The following is a 15,638-nucleotide window of genomic DNA, read 5'->3' as shown; positions in this document are numbered from 1 at the left end:
ACGATTATAACGGAATATGGGGGAATAAAATAGTATGTTATCACTGCTTAATCAATACTCACAAAGCAGATTTGCTTGGTTCTTATTGTTCTTTTCCACTCTTAGCTTTGAAATAATCGCACTTTATTTTCAATATGGTTTAGGGCTCGCCCCTTGTACGCTTTGTATTTATCAGCGTTGTGCCATATTTGGCATCATGTTAGCTAGCATCGTTGGACTTATTATACCTAAAAACATAATTGCTCGATTAATCGGCATTTTAATTTGGCTTTTTAGTGCTTATAAAGGATTTTCGTTAGCAATATTCCATGCCCACCTACAATTTGAACCAAATTTAAGTGACACTTGCTCAATTAACGTCCAATTTCCAGCTTGGTTACCGCTAGACTTATGGTTCCCTAGCTTGTTTAATGCTTATGGTTCTTGCGCCGATAAAATTTGGACATTTTTAACTATCGAAATGTCACAGTGGATGATTATCATCTTTGCTTGCTATCTTATCGTCAGTTTAGCCATATTAGTATCACAGCTCTTTTCACTTCCTAAGGTCTCAATTTGGGGCAAATAACACTGTTTTATAAAACTGGAGATTTTCGTTGATTTTGTTAGAATGTGTGGCAATTTTATTTTACAAATCACACAAAAATGCTTTTGGAATATCACCCACCTATCGAACCTTGGCTTTCTATTTTATATCAAGACGATCACATTGTTGTTGTCAACAAACAACCGGGGATCTTATCGGTATCAGGAAATAAACCGCAATTTATTGATAGTATTATTCACCGCTTACAACAAAAATATAGCTATGTCGAATCTGTACACCGACTCGACATGGCAACTAGCGGAATTATGGTTGCAGCCTTATCAAAACTTGCCGATCGTGAAATAAAAAAACAGTTCAGAGAACGCATACCCCAAAAAAACTATATCGCTGTTGTTCATGGGCATCTTGAACATGACACAGGTCGTGTTGAATTACCCCTAATTTGTGACTGGCCCAATCGCCCAAGACAAATGGTCGATATTGAAAACGGCAAACACGCACTAACAGAATACCAAGTCATTGCTCGCAACCCTGACAACACCACACGAATACAATTATTCCCATTTACAGGGCGATCACACCAATTACGGGTTCACATGCAAGCGATCGGGCATCCCATTTTAGGCGACAAATTTTATGCACACCCAGAAGCCTTTGCCATGTCAAAGCGACTACTACTCCATGCCCAACTACTAACAATCAACCACCCCAAAACTGGAGAAAGCATGACATTTAGTTGCGAACCAGAGTTTTAAAACAAAAATAATACAAATAAAACAGCTTATGCCAAAAGCTACCCCCCATCAAAATAGAGGAAATTAAAATGCAAAAAATTGTATTAGCAACCAACAACCAAGGCAAAGCCAATGAATTGCAAAAGTTACTTGCTGATGCAGGTTTTGATATTGTTGCACAAAGCCAATTTAACGTTCCCGACGCTGACGAAACAGGCTTAACGTTTATTGAAAATGCCATTTTAAAAGCAAGGCATACCTCAAAATTAACCGGCTTACCCGCCATTGCCGATGACTCAGGCTTAGCTGTCGATGCGCTTGGTGGAGAACCTGGGATATACTCAGCACGTTATGCAGGAGTACATGGTAACGACAAAAGCAACAACGAAAAACTCCTTATCGCATTACAAAATGTTCCCAAAGAAGCTCGCACCGCCTATTTTTATTGCGCACTAGTCTTTATGCGACACGAAACCGACCCGACACCGATCGTCTGTTTAGGAAAGTGGAATGGCATAATCTTAAATGAACAACAAGGCGAAGGTGGATTTGGCTACGATCCGCTTTTTTATATTCCTGAATTAGGTTGCACCGCAGCGCAACTAACCAAAGAACAAAAAAGCCAAATATCACACCGAGGACAAGCACTAAAACAACTGATTGCCCAAATAAAAACAGAATAGTAATGATTGAAATATTATTTATATTCAAAATTGTATATCAAGAAACAAACAGTATATAATTAACGCATTGATGAGATTGGAGTTAATATTGTGATTCTAATGATAGTAAGTGGTCGCTCAGGTTCTGGCAAATCAATAGCTCTACGAGCGTTAGAAGATATGGGGTTTTATTGTGTTGATAACATACCCGTTGCGCTATTACCGCAATTAGCCAACTCATTAAAAGACAACAACACACCAGTGGCAATTAGCATTGATATCCGAAACTTACCTAAAAATTTTGACGTCAATAACGACATTTTTCAACGCTTACCACAATCAGTAACACCAGAAATTATCTTTTTCGATTGCGGCCGCAACACACTAATTCGACGCTATAGCGAAACACGGCGCATACACCCACTAGCTAACCAACAATACGCCCTTGAAGAAGCCATCGACCTTGAAGAAACCTATCTAGAACCACTAAAATCCCACGCAAGCTTAGTTATCAACACCGACAATCTTTCAGTTCACGAACTATCCGATATTTTAAGAGCACGCATTCTAGGCAAAAAAGAGCGTGAATTAACCATTATATTTGAATCATTTGGTTTTAAACATGGATTACCCGTTGATGCTGATTTTGTATTTGATGTCAGGTTTTTACCTAACCCGCATTGGGATGCCAGTTTGCGCCCACTAACAGGGCTTGACCAGCCAGTCAAAGAATACTTACAAAAACACGACGAAGTATCTTACTTTATCTACCAAACTGCCAATTACCTTAATCAATGGCTACCACTACTAGAAAAAAACAACCGCAGTTACTTAACCATCGCCATTGGTTGCACTGGTGGACAGCACCGTTCTGTGTATATTACTGAACAATTAGCCGCATTTTTCAAAGCCCAAAACAAACAAGTACAAATCCGCCACCGAACATTAGAAAAGCGCTAAAAACAGCGCTACTCATCAACTAGCTTAAGGTTTACAATTTTCTCAAAGCGTTGCTTGCATTTTTCAATAATCGCCTTCAACGTTATTTTAGGTTTATGGCTTACAGAATCTGACACAATTAACTGACGAAGTTTAACCAACTCAATATCCTCAGGTAAATTAGCTAGCTTTGTTCGTAACACATTAACTGTCTGTGGATGTGGATGACCAATAGCAATTGCCACACCATTTTTACGGGCCAATTTTACGGCCAAATCAAATTGCTGACTAATTGCACTTTCGGTTTGCTTATCATCCAAAAAAACATCACGTGTCAACACGGGAATATTATAGTCCAGACCCGCTTTCTTAACTTGCGTTTTACCAATTGTCTTACTATCTAAAAAAAACATCGAATAATGACTCAGCGCTTTCATCACATTTGTCATACCGTTTAGATTTGATGTCATTAAACTACCCATATGGTTATTAACCCCAACAGCATAAGGAACCCGAACAACGGCATTATCAACAATGGTTTTAACTTCGCTCTCACTCATTGAAGGGAACAAAGTATCCTTTTCTAACGGTTGTTTATTAATTGGTGCCATCGGCAAATGGATAATCACATCATTACCATGTTCATGAGCCAACGTAGCAATATGTTTAGCATTAGGCGAATGAGGCAACACGGCAATAGTAATATAAGGCGAAAAACCAATAATCTGCTCCTCATTATGTTGGCGATACCCAAAATCATCAATAACCAGCACCAACTGCCCTGCCCACAAAACAGGCGAAGTAACAGCTAGCAAACAACAAAACAACAAACCAATAAAACGACGCATTACTTTAACCACCCACTTGGATCCAGAGCCTTACCATCACGGCGAATTTCAAAATACAAAGCGGGCACATTTTGCCCCCCACTCGAACCAACTAACGCAATGGCTTGTCCGCTCTGAATCTTATCACCCACCTCAACCAACATACGTTGATTATAGCCATACAAACTCATATCCCCCTTGCCATGCTCAAGCGCCACAACAAAACCATAACCTTGCAACCAACTTGCCAATATCACCCGACCATCAGCAACCGCCCGCACCTGAGCACCGTCTTGCGCATTAATCACTATTCCTTTCCAATGCAACTCACCTTGAAGTGACTCACCAAAACGGTGAGCAACACTACCGCTAACAGGCCAACTAAACTGATGTTGCGGCTTACCTATACCACTCACCCGAGCCATCAATGCCCGCTCATCTTGGTTAAGGGTATAACTTGTATTTTTTTGCTTTTCTGCAATGTGTTTTGCCTGTTTTGCTTCTTCTTCGGCTATGCGACGGTTTTCTTTTTCTGCCTGAGCAATTTTGGCTTGTAATTTGGCTTCATTATTACGCAAATCGGCTAATTTTTGCTGATTGGCTTGCATTGACAATTCAAGCGAAGATATCGTCTTTTTTCGATTTTGGCGGTTCTTTTCAAGCCTGGCTTGCTGTTTTTTTTGCTTACTTTGCAAAGTCTGATGGGTTTCTTGTTTTTTTTGCAACTGTTGTTTTTTATCGGCTAATTGAGTTTGCGTATCTTCAAGCTCCGCAATCTGTTGCTGTCGTGCGTTATTAATATAACTAAAATAGGCAATAATACGCTCATTACGCTCACTCTTTTCCCCCGAAAACACAAGCTCAAACCCCGTTGCATTACCAATTTTAAATGCGCTTTCTAATTGTTTTGCCAGCACGATTCGTTGCTGTTTTTGTTTGACGGTTAATAAATCAATTTGTTTAACTAACTTATTGATATCTTGATCAAGTTTTTTGAGTGACAAATCATTTTTTTCAATCGAAGTTAATAGTTTAGCGATTTCAGTTTCTTGTTCTTTAAGATCATTAACCAGTTCAGTGCGTTCTTTTTTTTGCTGCACAAGGCGTTTTTCTTGTTCCTCAATGGAATGACGTAAGGATTGGAGTAACTGATTGTCATCAGCAGCGTATAAAAAGCTAACGTTCATCAATCCAATAAGAACAATAACCTCAATTTTCCGATAAATAGACATGGTGTTATATTTAGAATTTATAACCAAGCAATAATAATGCTGTCACTATACCGATAAATAGACCAAGATGCAAAATGAAAACCACCTATGATGTGAGGGGGGGATTTGTTTTTTTAGGAAAAAGCACCCCAGAAAAAAATAACAATAAAATTAATGATTTTTTAGCGGTTTTTGGTGGCAAATAGCCGTGGTGATCACCTCTGAACAAGTGAGTGAAAGTGAATTCCCTAACTCCTCATACTTTGGCTACAGAATATGACCTTAGGCTACACTATTCTTATCATCCTGATACTCGCTTTTGGAGTCGCCTTCACTTTGCTCAAATGTTTAAATTTGTTCCAGAAAAATGTGTAACTCTAGACAAATCACAATCCACCTCCCCTGTTTGGTATGCGAACCTTACTCTGTTATCGGTACATTATGACGCAGAAATAAAGCAGACGATATACCCTTAAATGTTTTTCTATAAGTTACTTTTTTATTAAAAATTAAGGCAATTATTATTCAAAACCAGTCAGGAAAGGCATTGATTTTATTTAAGTTTTTATTTGGTGTTTTTTTGCAAAAACACATCCATCTATAACTCAACCAACATATTTAGACTCAAAACAATTAGACATTTCACAAGTATTGATAAAAAGTATAATATATAGCACTGTTTAAATTATCGAAAAACCAATTCAACCATAAAGATAACATCATGCAAAAGTTTAATGTCAAAACCTTTCAGGGGTTAATTCTTACGTTACAAGATTATTGGGCTAATCAGGGTTGCAGTGTGATTCAGCCTTTAGATATGGAAGTCGGTGCGGGGACTTCACATCCTATGACATGTTTACGAGCGCTAGGGCCTGAGCCGATTAATGCCGCTTATGTTCAACCATCACGCCGCCCTACCGATGGTCGTTATGGCGAAAACCCAAACAGGTTACAACATTATTATCAATTTCAAGTTATCTTAAAACCTTCGCCTGATAATATCCAAGAACTCTATTTAGGTTCGTTAAAAGAATTAGGGCTTGATCCTACCGTTAACGATATCCGTTTTGTTGAAGACAATTGGGAAAACCCAACCCTTGGTGCATGGGGGCTTGGTTGGGAAGTTTGGTTAAATGGGATGGAAGTGACCCAATTTACTTACTTTCAACAAGTTGGTGGGCTTGAATGTAAGCCTGTCACCGGCGAAATCACTTACGGGCTTGAGCGTTTAGCTATGTATATTCAAGGCGTGGATAGTGTTTATGATTTAGTCTGGAGCGATGGTGCATTCGGTAAGACAACCTATGGTGATGTGTTCCATCAAAACGAGGTTGAGCAGTCAACGTATAATTTTGAATATGCTAATGTTGAGTTTTTATTTTATTGTTTTGAGCAACACGAAAAAGAAGCTAAGTTTTTACTTGAGTTAGAAAAACCACTTCCGTTACCTGCTTATGAACGTATTTTGAAAGCCGCCCACTGTTTTAATTTGCTTGATGCCCGTAAGGCGATTTCGGTTACAGAACGTCAACGTTATATTTTGCGTATTAGGACGTTAACAAAAATGGTGGCCGAGGCATATTATGCATCTCGTGAAGCACTTGGGTTCCCTATGTGTCAAAATTCACGCGCTAACGACAGTGCATCAAAGTAGGAATGAGAAGATTATGCAAAAAACATTTTTAGTGGAAATCGGTACCGAAGAGTTACCACCAAAATCACTCCGCACTTTAGCTGAAAGCTTTGCGGCTAATTTTATTGATCAGCTTGATAATGCTAATTTAGAACACGGCGAGGTGCTTTGGTATGCTTCGCCACGTCGTTTAGCGTTGAAGGTGTTAAATTTGAGCGATACCCAGCCCGATAGTCAAATTGTAAAACGTGGTCCTGCGGTTAGTGCCGCTTTTGATGCCAATGGTAATGCCACTAAAGCCGCCGAAGGGTGGGCTAGGGGTTGTGGTATTACCGTTGATCAGGCCGAGCGTATACAAACCGATAAAGGCGAGTGGCTGTCTTATACTCAAAATCAAAAAGGTCAGCCTGTGGTTAATTTGTTGTGTGATATGGTTAAAACTGCATTGAGTAAGTTGCCAATTCCAAAACCTATGCGCTGGGCGGCACGTCAGGTTGAGTTTATTCGTCCTTGTCATACGGTAACGATGCTTTATGGCGATGCGCTTGTTGCTGGTACGATTTTAGATATTGAGTCAAACCGTATTATTCGTGGCCATCGTTTTATGGGTGAGCAAGAATTTATGATTGATAATGCTGATCAATATCCTGAAATTTTAGAGCAACGTGGTAAGGTGGTGGCTGATTATGATAAGCGTAAGGCAATCATTAAACAGCAAGCCGAAGATGCTGCGGCAAAATTAAATGGTAAAGCCGACTTAGCCGATAGCCTGCTTGAGGAAGTATCTTCATTGGTTGAGTGGCCAGTGGTGTTAACCGCTAAATTTGAAGAACGCTTTTTGGCTGTGCCTGCTGAGTCGTTGGTGTATACAATGAAAGGCGATCAGAAGTATTTTCCTGTTTATGATCATCAAGGCAAATTGTTACCTAATTTTATTTTTGTTGCCAATATTGAGTCGAAAGATCCGCAAGTGGTAATTTCAGGTAATGAAAAGGTGGTTCGCCCTCGTCTTGCTGATGCTGAGTTTTTCTATAAGACCGATTTGAAACAACGTTTAGAAGATCGTTTGCCTCACCTTGATACGGTTTTATTCCAACAACAATTAGGTACGGTTAAGGATAAGTCTCTTCGTATTGAGGCGTTGTCTGGTTTTATTGCTGAAAAAATAGCAGCCAATGTTGAGCAAGCAAAACGAGCAGGTAAGTTGACTAAATGTGATTTAGTGACCAATACCGTTTTTGAGTTCCCTGAAACTCAAGGTATTATGGGGCGTTATTTGGCTTTAAAAGATGGTGAAAGCAGTGAAGTTGCCATCGCAATTGAAGAACAATATAAGCCGCGTTTTGCTGGTGATGAGTTGCCTAGTACCGCAGTATCATGTGCGGTGTCTATCGCTGAAAAGCTTGATACTTTAGCGGGTATTTTTGGTATTGGTCAACATCCTAAAGGCGATAAAGATCCTTTTGCTTTGCGTCGTGCCGCAATTGGTGTTTTGCGTATTATTGTTGAAAAGGCACTACCGTTAGATCTTGTTGAACTGGCAAGTTATGCGGCGTCATTATATGGCGATAAGTTGACCAATAAGAATGTGGTTGATGATATTGTTAATTTTATGCAAGGTCGTTTCCGTGCTTGGTACCAAGAGCAAGGTTTTGCCATTGATACCATTCAGGCTGTTTTAGCGTTGAATCCAACCAAGCCTGCTGATTTTGATGTACGTGTTAAGGCGGTTACTCACTTTAGAACACTGCCTGAAGCCGCTTCTTTGGCTGAAGCCAATAAGCGAGTGTCAAATATTCTATCTAAAGCAAATATCGCAATTCCTGAAAAAATCAATGTCGCTTTATTAGAAGAAGGTGCAGAAGGTGAATTAGCTAAGCAAGTCGCGGTATTAGCCGATAAGCTAGCGCCTTATTTTAGTCATGGACGTTATCAAGATGCGTTAATTGAGCTGTCTGCACTTAAAGCTCCTGTCGATGCTTTTTTTGAGTCGGTAATGGTGATGGTCGATGATGAACAAATTAAGGTGAATCGATTAGCACTTTTAGAAAAACTACAAAATCTATTTTTAAAAGTAGCAGATATTTCATTATTACAAGCCTAGTTTAGAAGTCTTGTTATTTATATTATAAATTGTGGTAACTAAATTTGTTACCACACCTAAGGAACTTATATAGAGATGCAAAAAACAATCCTTTTTTCTTTAGTTTTTACACAAACACTTAATTTTGTTCGTAATCGTATTAAATCAATTGTACTTATAAGTCTATTAGTAGCACTAATTAACACAGCTATAACTTACTACTTTTACCAACCAGAAACGCACACGCAATTAGATTTATCAAAATCTATCACTAGCTATGTGTCAGTTATGATTATAACATTTGCAGTCTCTATCATTATAAAGTCAATTAGTATTGCAACAATTCATAACCTTTATGTGAGTGATAAACTTAACCCCAAACTATTACTATCTAAGGTATTAGAAAGTATATTAAAAATTACTACTTTTTATCTTATTATAATTTTTTCCTTATTTTTTATAGTATTGTTTTTATCGTTAATCCTTATGATTTTAAGTTTGCTATTACCCAAACCATTGATTATTTTATTTATTACTTTAGCGCTAATTCTTCCTTCTGTACTTTTTTTTATTTTTACTAACTTCTTTTTTGGAGCATTGGCTGAATCTAAACAAAAAAGTTTCTTTGAGTTATTTTCGTTAAGTTTTCAATTAACAAAAACACAGTGGCTTCCTTCTTTTCTCATGCTATTAATTAGTATTGCACTTTTAATAATTATTGCTATATTTTCTACAATAACCGATAAAAACAATATGAATATAGCAGTTGAAGCTATTCTTTCGTTCTGTTCTTTCTTTTTTGATATTTTCCTGACTGGCTTTTTCTATCGTCTTTATTCGCTAGCAACTAACCCTACTAATTCAAACCTTCCAACAAAAGATGATCAACAAGAAACTGATAGTTTGATCGTTTAGTTATTATTATCCTCACCAATTTTGATTGGTGAGGGGGAACTAACTTGCTATATCCATTCGCTGTGTATTATATTTGTTCCAATCAAAACTACTTGGATAACAATTATGACACCGGCAATTAATTTACTTAAAAAGTTAAAAATCAAATTTAATACCCATCAGTATAAGCACGATCCAAACCAAACCCGCTATGGGCAAGAAGCTGTCGATAAGCTTGATCCTAGCTTAAATGTTACTGCCGCTCAGGTTTTTAAAACGTTGGTTGTAAGTTTGAATGGTAACCCTAAAACCCTAGGTGTTTGCGTGTTGCCCGTTGATAGCCATTTAGACCTTAAAAAAGCAGCAAAAGCCTTAAACTGTAAAAAAATCGATCTGGCAGATTCAAATTTAGCACAAAAAGTAACTGGATATTTAGTTGGAGGCATCAGCCCTTTAGGTCAAAAACAAACGCTTCCAACACTTATTGATTTAAGTGCCACTCAGTACAACACTATGTTTGTGTCTGGCGGTAAAAGAGGCTTAGAAATCGAAATTTCCCCTCAAGATTTAGCCAATATATTACAAGCTACATTAATTGAAATAACGACTTAAAAATAGTTAATGGTAATCAAACTTGAATATAGCCAATGGGTTAGTAAATTAATATGATAATTAGGTAGGTGTTTATTTTTACAGCGCACATAATTTATGTGCAATGAAAAAGGCATAAGACGTTGTCTTATGCCCTTAAAATGTTCTATCGATAAAATTATTGATAGAAAATAATCGACTTATTTAATTGCTTCTTTTAAGCTTTTACCTGATACGAATGCAGGTACTTTGCTTGCTGCAATTTTGATTTCTTTACCTGTTTTTGGGTTACGACCAGTACGTGCTTTACGATCATTAACTTTGAATGTACCAAAACCAACTAATTGAACTGGTTCACCAGCTTTTAATGATTCAGTAATAGCAGCTAAGGTAGCTTCTAACGCTGTTTTAGCGGCAACTTTAGTAATATCAGCTTTGCTAGCAATAGCGTCAACAAGTTCTGTTTTATTCATGGGTATATCCTTACATATTATTTTATTGTTAAAGTTAACATTATACACGAAGTAAGAATCTAAAATTCTAACTTCGCTACTGTAAACAATGTTTAGATTACATTGCTGTTAAATGTAGTCTATATTTGCTTAATGTTAAAGAAAAATTTAATAAAAACTAAAAAAATTACACTTGAAATGACTTAATTGCTTAAAAAAACACCAATATTGCTTGTTCTAACAGACCTGATTTCATCTTTTAAACCTTTTATTAATTCACTCTGTTCGTTGTTTTCATCACGCAATAATCGAAACAGTTCCCACTGTAAATCAAATTCATCAATTACACTAGGTAAGGTTTGTTGTTCATCTTCCGTTAGCGCAACATTAGTTTTGGTCATTTCAAATTCGGCAACTGTGGTGGCAGATAGGCTGCTTACTTTGGCACTATGTTCAGCAATTTCACCACTTAAATAAGAGTGTAAAACCTCGCTAAGCGCATGACAGGCATCAATAGCTGGGTAGACCATGTAAGGGCTGTCGTCAGTTACTGTAGGAATAATCGCTTCTAATTTTTCAAGCTGTAAATCAAAATTGATTTTGGCATCTTCAACCAGTAGTGATTCCCAAACTAAATCTAGTATTTTTTTGTAACTTTTTGGCGCTTCGTCATTTTGTTGTTGCTGGTAATAAAAAACAAAATTAGGGTACATTCGTTCACATAAACAAGCCATAAATAAACGTTGTTGCCATTGCGGTAGTTTTTCTATTCTTAATTGAACGGGATTTTTAATCATGATGAAACCTTTTTGACTGTTGATGCACTGCCTCAATTAAATATTGTACATGTTCGACAGGAATGTCTTGATGGATACCGTGACCTAGATTAAAGATATGTCCATTATAAGCACCAAATTCATTAAGAACGCCCTCTACATTAGATTCTATTGTTAGTTTGTCTGCATATAAAACCGATGGATCTAAGTTGCCTTGTACGGCAATGTGCCCTTTTTGTGTGATGGTACTTAAATTAACTGTCCAATCAACACCGATTGCATCACAACCCGTATTGACAATGCTATCTAACCATAATCCCCCGCCTTTTGTAAAAAACGTAACAGGTACATATGAAGTGATATCTTGAGTTTTTTGACCACGTTTTAATTTTGATAAGATTAATTGCATATAATGCAGTGAAAATGTTTGATAACTTTGATGGCTTAATACGCCGCCCCAAGTATCAAAAATCATAATGGATTGTGCTCCAGCTTCGATTTGAGCATTTAAGTACAATGCTACGCTGTCTGCGAGCTTTTCCAGTAATCGATGTAACGCTTTAGGATGACTGTAAAGCATTTTTTTTATTTTAGTAAATGCTTTACTGCTTCCCCCTTCGATCATATAGGTGGCTAATGTCCATGGGCTACCTGAAAATCCAATTAATGGTACTTTGCCATTGAGTTCTTTTCGGGTTAAACGAATTGCGTCCATCACATAGCGAAGTGATTGCTCAGGATCTGGTGTCGGTAATTGCTCAATATCGGACATGCAAGTGATCGATTGTGTAAACTTAGGGCCTTCACCTGCTTCAAAATGTAAACCAAGCCCCATAGCATCAGGAATAGTTAAAATATCCGAAAAAATAATAGCCGCATCAAATTCATATCGCGCAATAGGTTGTAAAGTTGCTTCACAAGCAAGTTCTGGGGTTTGACATAATGTCATAAAATCGCCCGCTTTTGCTCTTAATTGACGATATTCAGGTAAATAACGGCCAGCTTGGCGCATCATCCAGATCGGAGTGTAGTCAACAGGTAGACATTGCAAAGCGCGTAAATAGCGATCATTTTTTAATTGGCTCATATCTTCAGCTCTTTAAATAAAGATGTTGGTTTGTCAAAAAGTTTAGAAAAGTATGCGTCTAAGTAAACAAATCACCTAATTTATCTATTACTTGTGATCTTAATCTTGAGGTTGTGATAATGTATTTTTAGCATACTGAATCAAAGTCTCAGAGATATTTTGCATCACACTACTTTCTGGCGCAAAACGGTGCCAATATAGCATTCGCCTTTGATATAGCCCTTCGGTTAAATTAATGAGTTCGCCACTTTTTAATTCTTGTTCAACCTGTAATTTAGGTAACATACAGCAAGCGGAACCTTGTTTAGCTAGTTGTACAAAGGCTTCTGACGAACTGGTAATATGGCAAATGACACTACCAGGAGTGAGGTTAAAGTTTTCTTGCAAAAAGGCCTGATGCATGTCATCTAAATGATCAAATGCAACCGCTGGGGCTTTTAATAATGAGGATCGAGTAACACCATTTGGAAAGTATTTTTTAGCAAAATCAGGCGAAGCAACAAAAATGTAGTCTAATGCACCTAATAAATCAGATAAACACCCCGGTAAAGGATTGGCCTGAATGCTAATTGCCGCAACGACAGTACCTAAGCGCAATAGTTCTAATGTATGTTCTTCATCTTTGACTTGTATATCAAATCGTAAGATATTTTTATCTAAAACTGGTTTTAATGCAGGTAAAAGCCAAGTTGCTAAAGAATCAGCGTTTATCGCAATAGATAATGATAATGGTGTGGTGTTTTGGTCGTTATCACCCAGCCATTGTTGTTCTAATAACTCAACTTGATGCAATAACCCTAGCAGATGTTCGCCTTGCTTAGTTGCTTTAGGTGGTATGGTTCTTACCAACAATTGCTGACCAAAAAAGCTTTCTAATTGCTTAATGCGTTGCGATACCGCAGGCTGTGTAATACACAGTTTATCTGCTGCTCGCTCAAATCCTCGCTCTTTTATCACTGCATCTAACGCTTGTAATGCTCTATAATCTGGACGCTTCATAATCTCTTTACTAATGATTTGATCATTGCTTGAATATTCAAGCTAGTTTGATATCGCAATAAGTTTCACACATATCAAAAAGTTGATATATTTTCTTAAAATCCTGATGATTTTTACTTTTTAATTGGGTACTATGCCATATCTTCAATAATTTTTCTTTCAAAATTTTATTTTTTTAGAAAATTATCCTTAAATTAGGGTGATACTATGACTCAAGACGAATTGAAAAAGGCCGTAGGTTGGTCAGCATTAAAATTTATCAAACCCGATTCTTATGTCGGTGTGGGAACAGGTTCAACGGCATCTCATTTTATTGATGCGTTAGCAACAATTAAAGATCAAATCAAAGGTACGGTTTCAAGCTCAGAAGCATCAACTCAAAAGTTAAAAAGCTATGGTATTAATGTATTAGATTGTAATGAGGTCGATTGTTTAGATGTTTATGTCGATGGTGCAGATGAGATAAATCATCATTTACAAATGATTAAAGGTGGTGGTGCAGCTTTAACGCGTGAAAAAATTGTTTCTGCTATTGCTAAGCAATTTATTTGTATTGTCGATGAATCAAAAGTGGTTGATGTTTTAGGCTCATTTCCATTGCCTGTTGAAGTAATCCCGATGGCGCGATCTTATGTTGCTCGCGAATTATTTAAATTGGGAGGTAAACCAATATATCGTCAAAGCGTCGTTACTGATAATGGTAATGTGATTTTGGATGTTCATGATCTGGTTATTTCAAAGCCAATGGAATTAGAAAATCGAATTAATAGTATTGCTGGTGTGGTCACTGTTGGCTTATTTGCTAATAAAGGGGCTGATATTGCACTAGTTGGCTGTAGCACTGGTGTAAAAGAGCTAAAACTAGATCATTAGAATCAACTTGTCATGTTGTATAACAAGTAATTATCCATTTGCATTTTGAAGGAAAAAGGAAAGAGAGGAAATAATGGTTATTCAGACTTTAACCAAAGATGAAAACAAGTTTTTGTTACTTGAGGGCGTTCATCCTAGCGCAATAGATATATTAAAATCAGCCGGTTTTACTAATATTGAATATCAAAAAAGTGCCCTATCGTCCGAAGAACTAAAACAAGCCTTAAAAGATGTCCGTTTTATTGGTATCCGCTCAAGAACACAATTAACTAAAGATATTATTGACTCAGCGCCCAAACTTGCCGGTATTGGTTGTTTTTGTATTGGTACGAATCAAGTCGATCTTGATGCTGCCACTGTAAAAGGTATTCCTGTATTTAATGCACCATTTTCAAATACACGATCCGTTGCTGAACTTGTTTTAGCAGAAGCTATTTTGCTATTGCGCCGAGTTCCCGAAGCAAACGCTAAAGCACACCAAGGTAAATGGAATAAGATTGCCACCGGTTCGCACGAGGCTCGTGGTAAAAATTTAGGTATCATTGGTTATGGACATATTGGTAGTCAATTGAGTATTTTAGCTGAATCATTAGGGATGAATGTTTATTTTTACGATATTGAAACAAAACTACCTTTAGGTAATGCTAAACAAATTTCAACAATGAAAGAATTACTAGCGATAAGTGATATTGTTTCTATGCATGTGCCAGAAAACGCAACTACCATCAAAATGATCAGTAATAACGAAATCGAGGCTATGAAGTCAGGCGCAATTTTGATTAATGCTTCGCGTGGTAAAGTCATTGATCTCGATGCATTAACCAATGCACTAAACGCAAATAAACTTAGCGGGGCTGCTATTGATGTTTTTCCAACTGAACCTGCTAGTAATAACGATCCATTTGAATCGCCATTATGTCAATTTGATAACGTCATTATTACACCACACATTGGTGGTTCTACTAGCGAAGCACAAGAAAATATCGGTATTGAAGTTGCCACAAAACTCGCTAAATATTCAGATACTGGTGCAACGCTTTCAGCCGTTAACTTTCCTGAGGCTTCTTTACCTATTCCAGCTAAAGGCTCAAGCCGTTTTATTAATATTCACCATAATCAGCCTGGTGTGTTAACAGCAATTAATACGCTATTTGCCGAGCAAGGATTGAATATTTCAGCACAGTATTTGCAAACCGATGCCAAAATTGGTTATGTTGTGATTGACATTGATAGAGTTGAGCAAAGTAAAGCTGAAGAGTTACTTGCAAAACTAAAATGTGTACCGGGCACAATTCGAGCGAGATTGCTGTTTTAACCTAGATTCAGTTAA

16 protein-coding genes are annotated in these 15,638 nt (G+C 37.3%); 10 read left to right on the top strand and 6 right to left on the bottom strand.

Annotated elements, in window-relative coordinates:
• The first annotated feature begins 34 nt into the window (after positions 1-34).
• From dsbB to rapZ, 4 genes are all read left to right on the top strand, one after another.
• Positions 35-568, top strand: a complete 534-nt coding sequence (gene dsbB, locus GQ594_RS00210) for a disulfide bond formation protein DsbB (protein ID WP_160412272.1) — start codon at positions 35-37, stop codon at positions 566-568.
• A gap of 77 nt (positions 569-645) precedes the next feature.
• Complete coding sequence (gene rluA, locus GQ594_RS00205; protein WP_160412270.1) at positions 646-1,302, top strand: bifunctional tRNA pseudouridine(32) synthase/23S rRNA pseudouridine(746) synthase RluA; 657 nt, start codon at positions 646-648, stop codon at positions 1,300-1,302.
• Between the two features lie 68 nt (positions 1,303-1,370).
• Positions 1,371-1,964: an XTP/dITP diphosphatase gene (locus GQ594_RS00200; RefSeq protein WP_160412268.1), complete on the top strand. Its 594-nt coding sequence runs from the start codon at positions 1,371-1,373 to the stop codon at positions 1,962-1,964.
• Positions 1,965-2,054: 90 nt separating this feature from the next.
• On the top strand, positions 2,055-2,903 hold the full coding sequence (rapZ, locus tag GQ594_RS00195; protein WP_160401039.1) for an RNase adapter RapZ: 849 nt from the start codon (positions 2,055-2,057) through the stop codon (positions 2,901-2,903).
• Positions 2,904-2,911: 8 nt separating this feature from the next.
• On the opposite strand, the gene GQ594_RS00190 is transcribed toward rapZ, so the two are convergent.
• Together GQ594_RS00190 and envC are read right to left on the bottom strand one after the other, a co-directional pair.
• Positions 2,912-3,730, bottom strand: a complete 819-nt coding sequence (locus GQ594_RS00190) for a divergent polysaccharide deacetylase family protein (protein ID WP_160412267.1) — start codon at positions 3,728-3,730, stop codon at positions 2,912-2,914.
• Positions 3,730-4,941, bottom strand: a complete 1,212-nt coding sequence (gene envC / locus GQ594_RS00185) for a murein hydrolase activator EnvC (protein WP_160412265.1) — start codon at positions 4,939-4,941, stop codon at positions 3,730-3,732. The genes GQ594_RS00190 and envC overlap by 1 nt, the downstream gene beginning before the upstream one ends.
• A gap of 700 nt (positions 4,942-5,641) precedes the next feature.
• On the opposite strand from envC, the gene glyQ reads away from it, so the two are divergent.
• The 4 genes from glyQ (at position 5,642) to ybaK (ending at position 10,142) form a co-directional block, all read left to right on the top strand.
• Positions 5,642-6,574, top strand: a complete 933-nt coding sequence (gene glyQ / locus GQ594_RS00180) for a glycine--tRNA ligase subunit alpha (protein ID WP_160400496.1) — start codon at positions 5,642-5,644, stop codon at positions 6,572-6,574.
• Positions 6,575-6,584: 10 nt separating this feature from the next.
• A complete protein-coding gene (gene glyS, locus GQ594_RS00175; RefSeq protein ID WP_160412317.1) occupies positions 6,585-8,657 on the top strand; it encodes a glycine--tRNA ligase subunit beta in 2,073 nt (690 codons plus the stop codon).
• A gap of 75 nt (positions 8,658-8,732) precedes the next feature.
• Complete coding sequence (locus tag GQ594_RS00170; RefSeq protein ID WP_160412263.1) at positions 8,733-9,551, top strand: hypothetical protein; 819 nt, start codon at positions 8,733-8,735, stop codon at positions 9,549-9,551.
• Positions 9,552-9,656: 105 nt separating this feature from the next.
• Positions 9,657-10,142, top strand: coding sequence for a Cys-tRNA(Pro) deacylase (gene ybaK / locus GQ594_RS00165; RefSeq protein WP_160412261.1), 486 nt, complete (start codon positions 9,657-9,659; stop codon positions 10,140-10,142).
• Between the two features lie 179 nt (positions 10,143-10,321).
• Here the strand turns inward: ybaK and GQ594_RS00160 are convergent, their stop codons facing one another.
• The 4 genes from GQ594_RS00160 to GQ594_RS00145 all read right to left on the bottom strand — a co-directional run bounded on the left by GQ594_RS00160 (position 10,322) and on the right by GQ594_RS00145 (position 13,435).
• Positions 10,322-10,594 carry an HU family DNA-binding protein gene (locus GQ594_RS00160; RefSeq protein ID WP_110434661.1) on the bottom strand — a complete coding sequence of 91 codons (273 nt, stop codon included), beginning with the start codon at positions 10,592-10,594 and terminating at the stop codon, positions 10,322-10,324.
• A 182-nt stretch (positions 10,595-10,776) separates the two neighbouring features.
• Positions 10,777-11,370 carry a YjaG family protein gene (locus GQ594_RS00155; protein WP_160412259.1) on the bottom strand — a complete coding sequence of 198 codons (594 nt, stop codon included), beginning with the start codon at positions 11,368-11,370 and terminating at the stop codon, positions 10,777-10,779.
• The gene (hemE, locus tag GQ594_RS00150; RefSeq protein ID WP_160412257.1) at positions 11,363-12,436 is read right to left on the bottom strand and encodes a uroporphyrinogen decarboxylase; all 1,074 of its coding nucleotides are present in this window, start codon (positions 12,434-12,436) and stop codon (positions 11,363-11,365) included. The genes GQ594_RS00155 and hemE overlap by 8 nt, the downstream gene beginning before the upstream one ends.
• 99 nt (positions 12,437-12,535) lie before the next feature.
• The gene (locus tag GQ594_RS00145) at positions 12,536-13,435 is read right to left on the bottom strand and encodes a LysR family transcriptional regulator ArgP (RefSeq protein WP_160400491.1); all 900 of its coding nucleotides are present in this window, start codon (positions 13,433-13,435) and stop codon (positions 12,536-12,538) included.
• 207 nt (positions 13,436-13,642) lie between these two features.
• Between GQ594_RS00145 and rpiA the strand changes: the two genes are divergently transcribed.
• A complete protein-coding gene (rpiA, locus tag GQ594_RS00140) occupies positions 13,643-14,308 on the top strand; it encodes a ribose-5-phosphate isomerase RpiA (protein ID WP_160412255.1) in 666 nt (221 codons plus the stop codon).
• Between the two features lie 73 nt (positions 14,309-14,381).
• A complete protein-coding gene (gene serA, locus GQ594_RS00135) occupies positions 14,382-15,623 on the top strand; it encodes a phosphoglycerate dehydrogenase (protein WP_160412253.1) in 1,242 nt (413 codons plus the stop codon).
• The last annotated feature ends 15 nt before the right edge of the window (positions 15,624-15,638 follow it).

Origin of the sequence: Gilliamella sp. Pra-s52, from assembly GCF_009795805.1 — a bacterium.
Taxonomy (GTDB): Bacteria; Pseudomonadota; Gammaproteobacteria; order Enterobacterales; family Orbaceae; genus Gilliamella.
The sequence above is the reverse complement of the archived record's forward strand: the minus strand, read 5'-3'. Positions and strand labels throughout refer to the sequence as shown.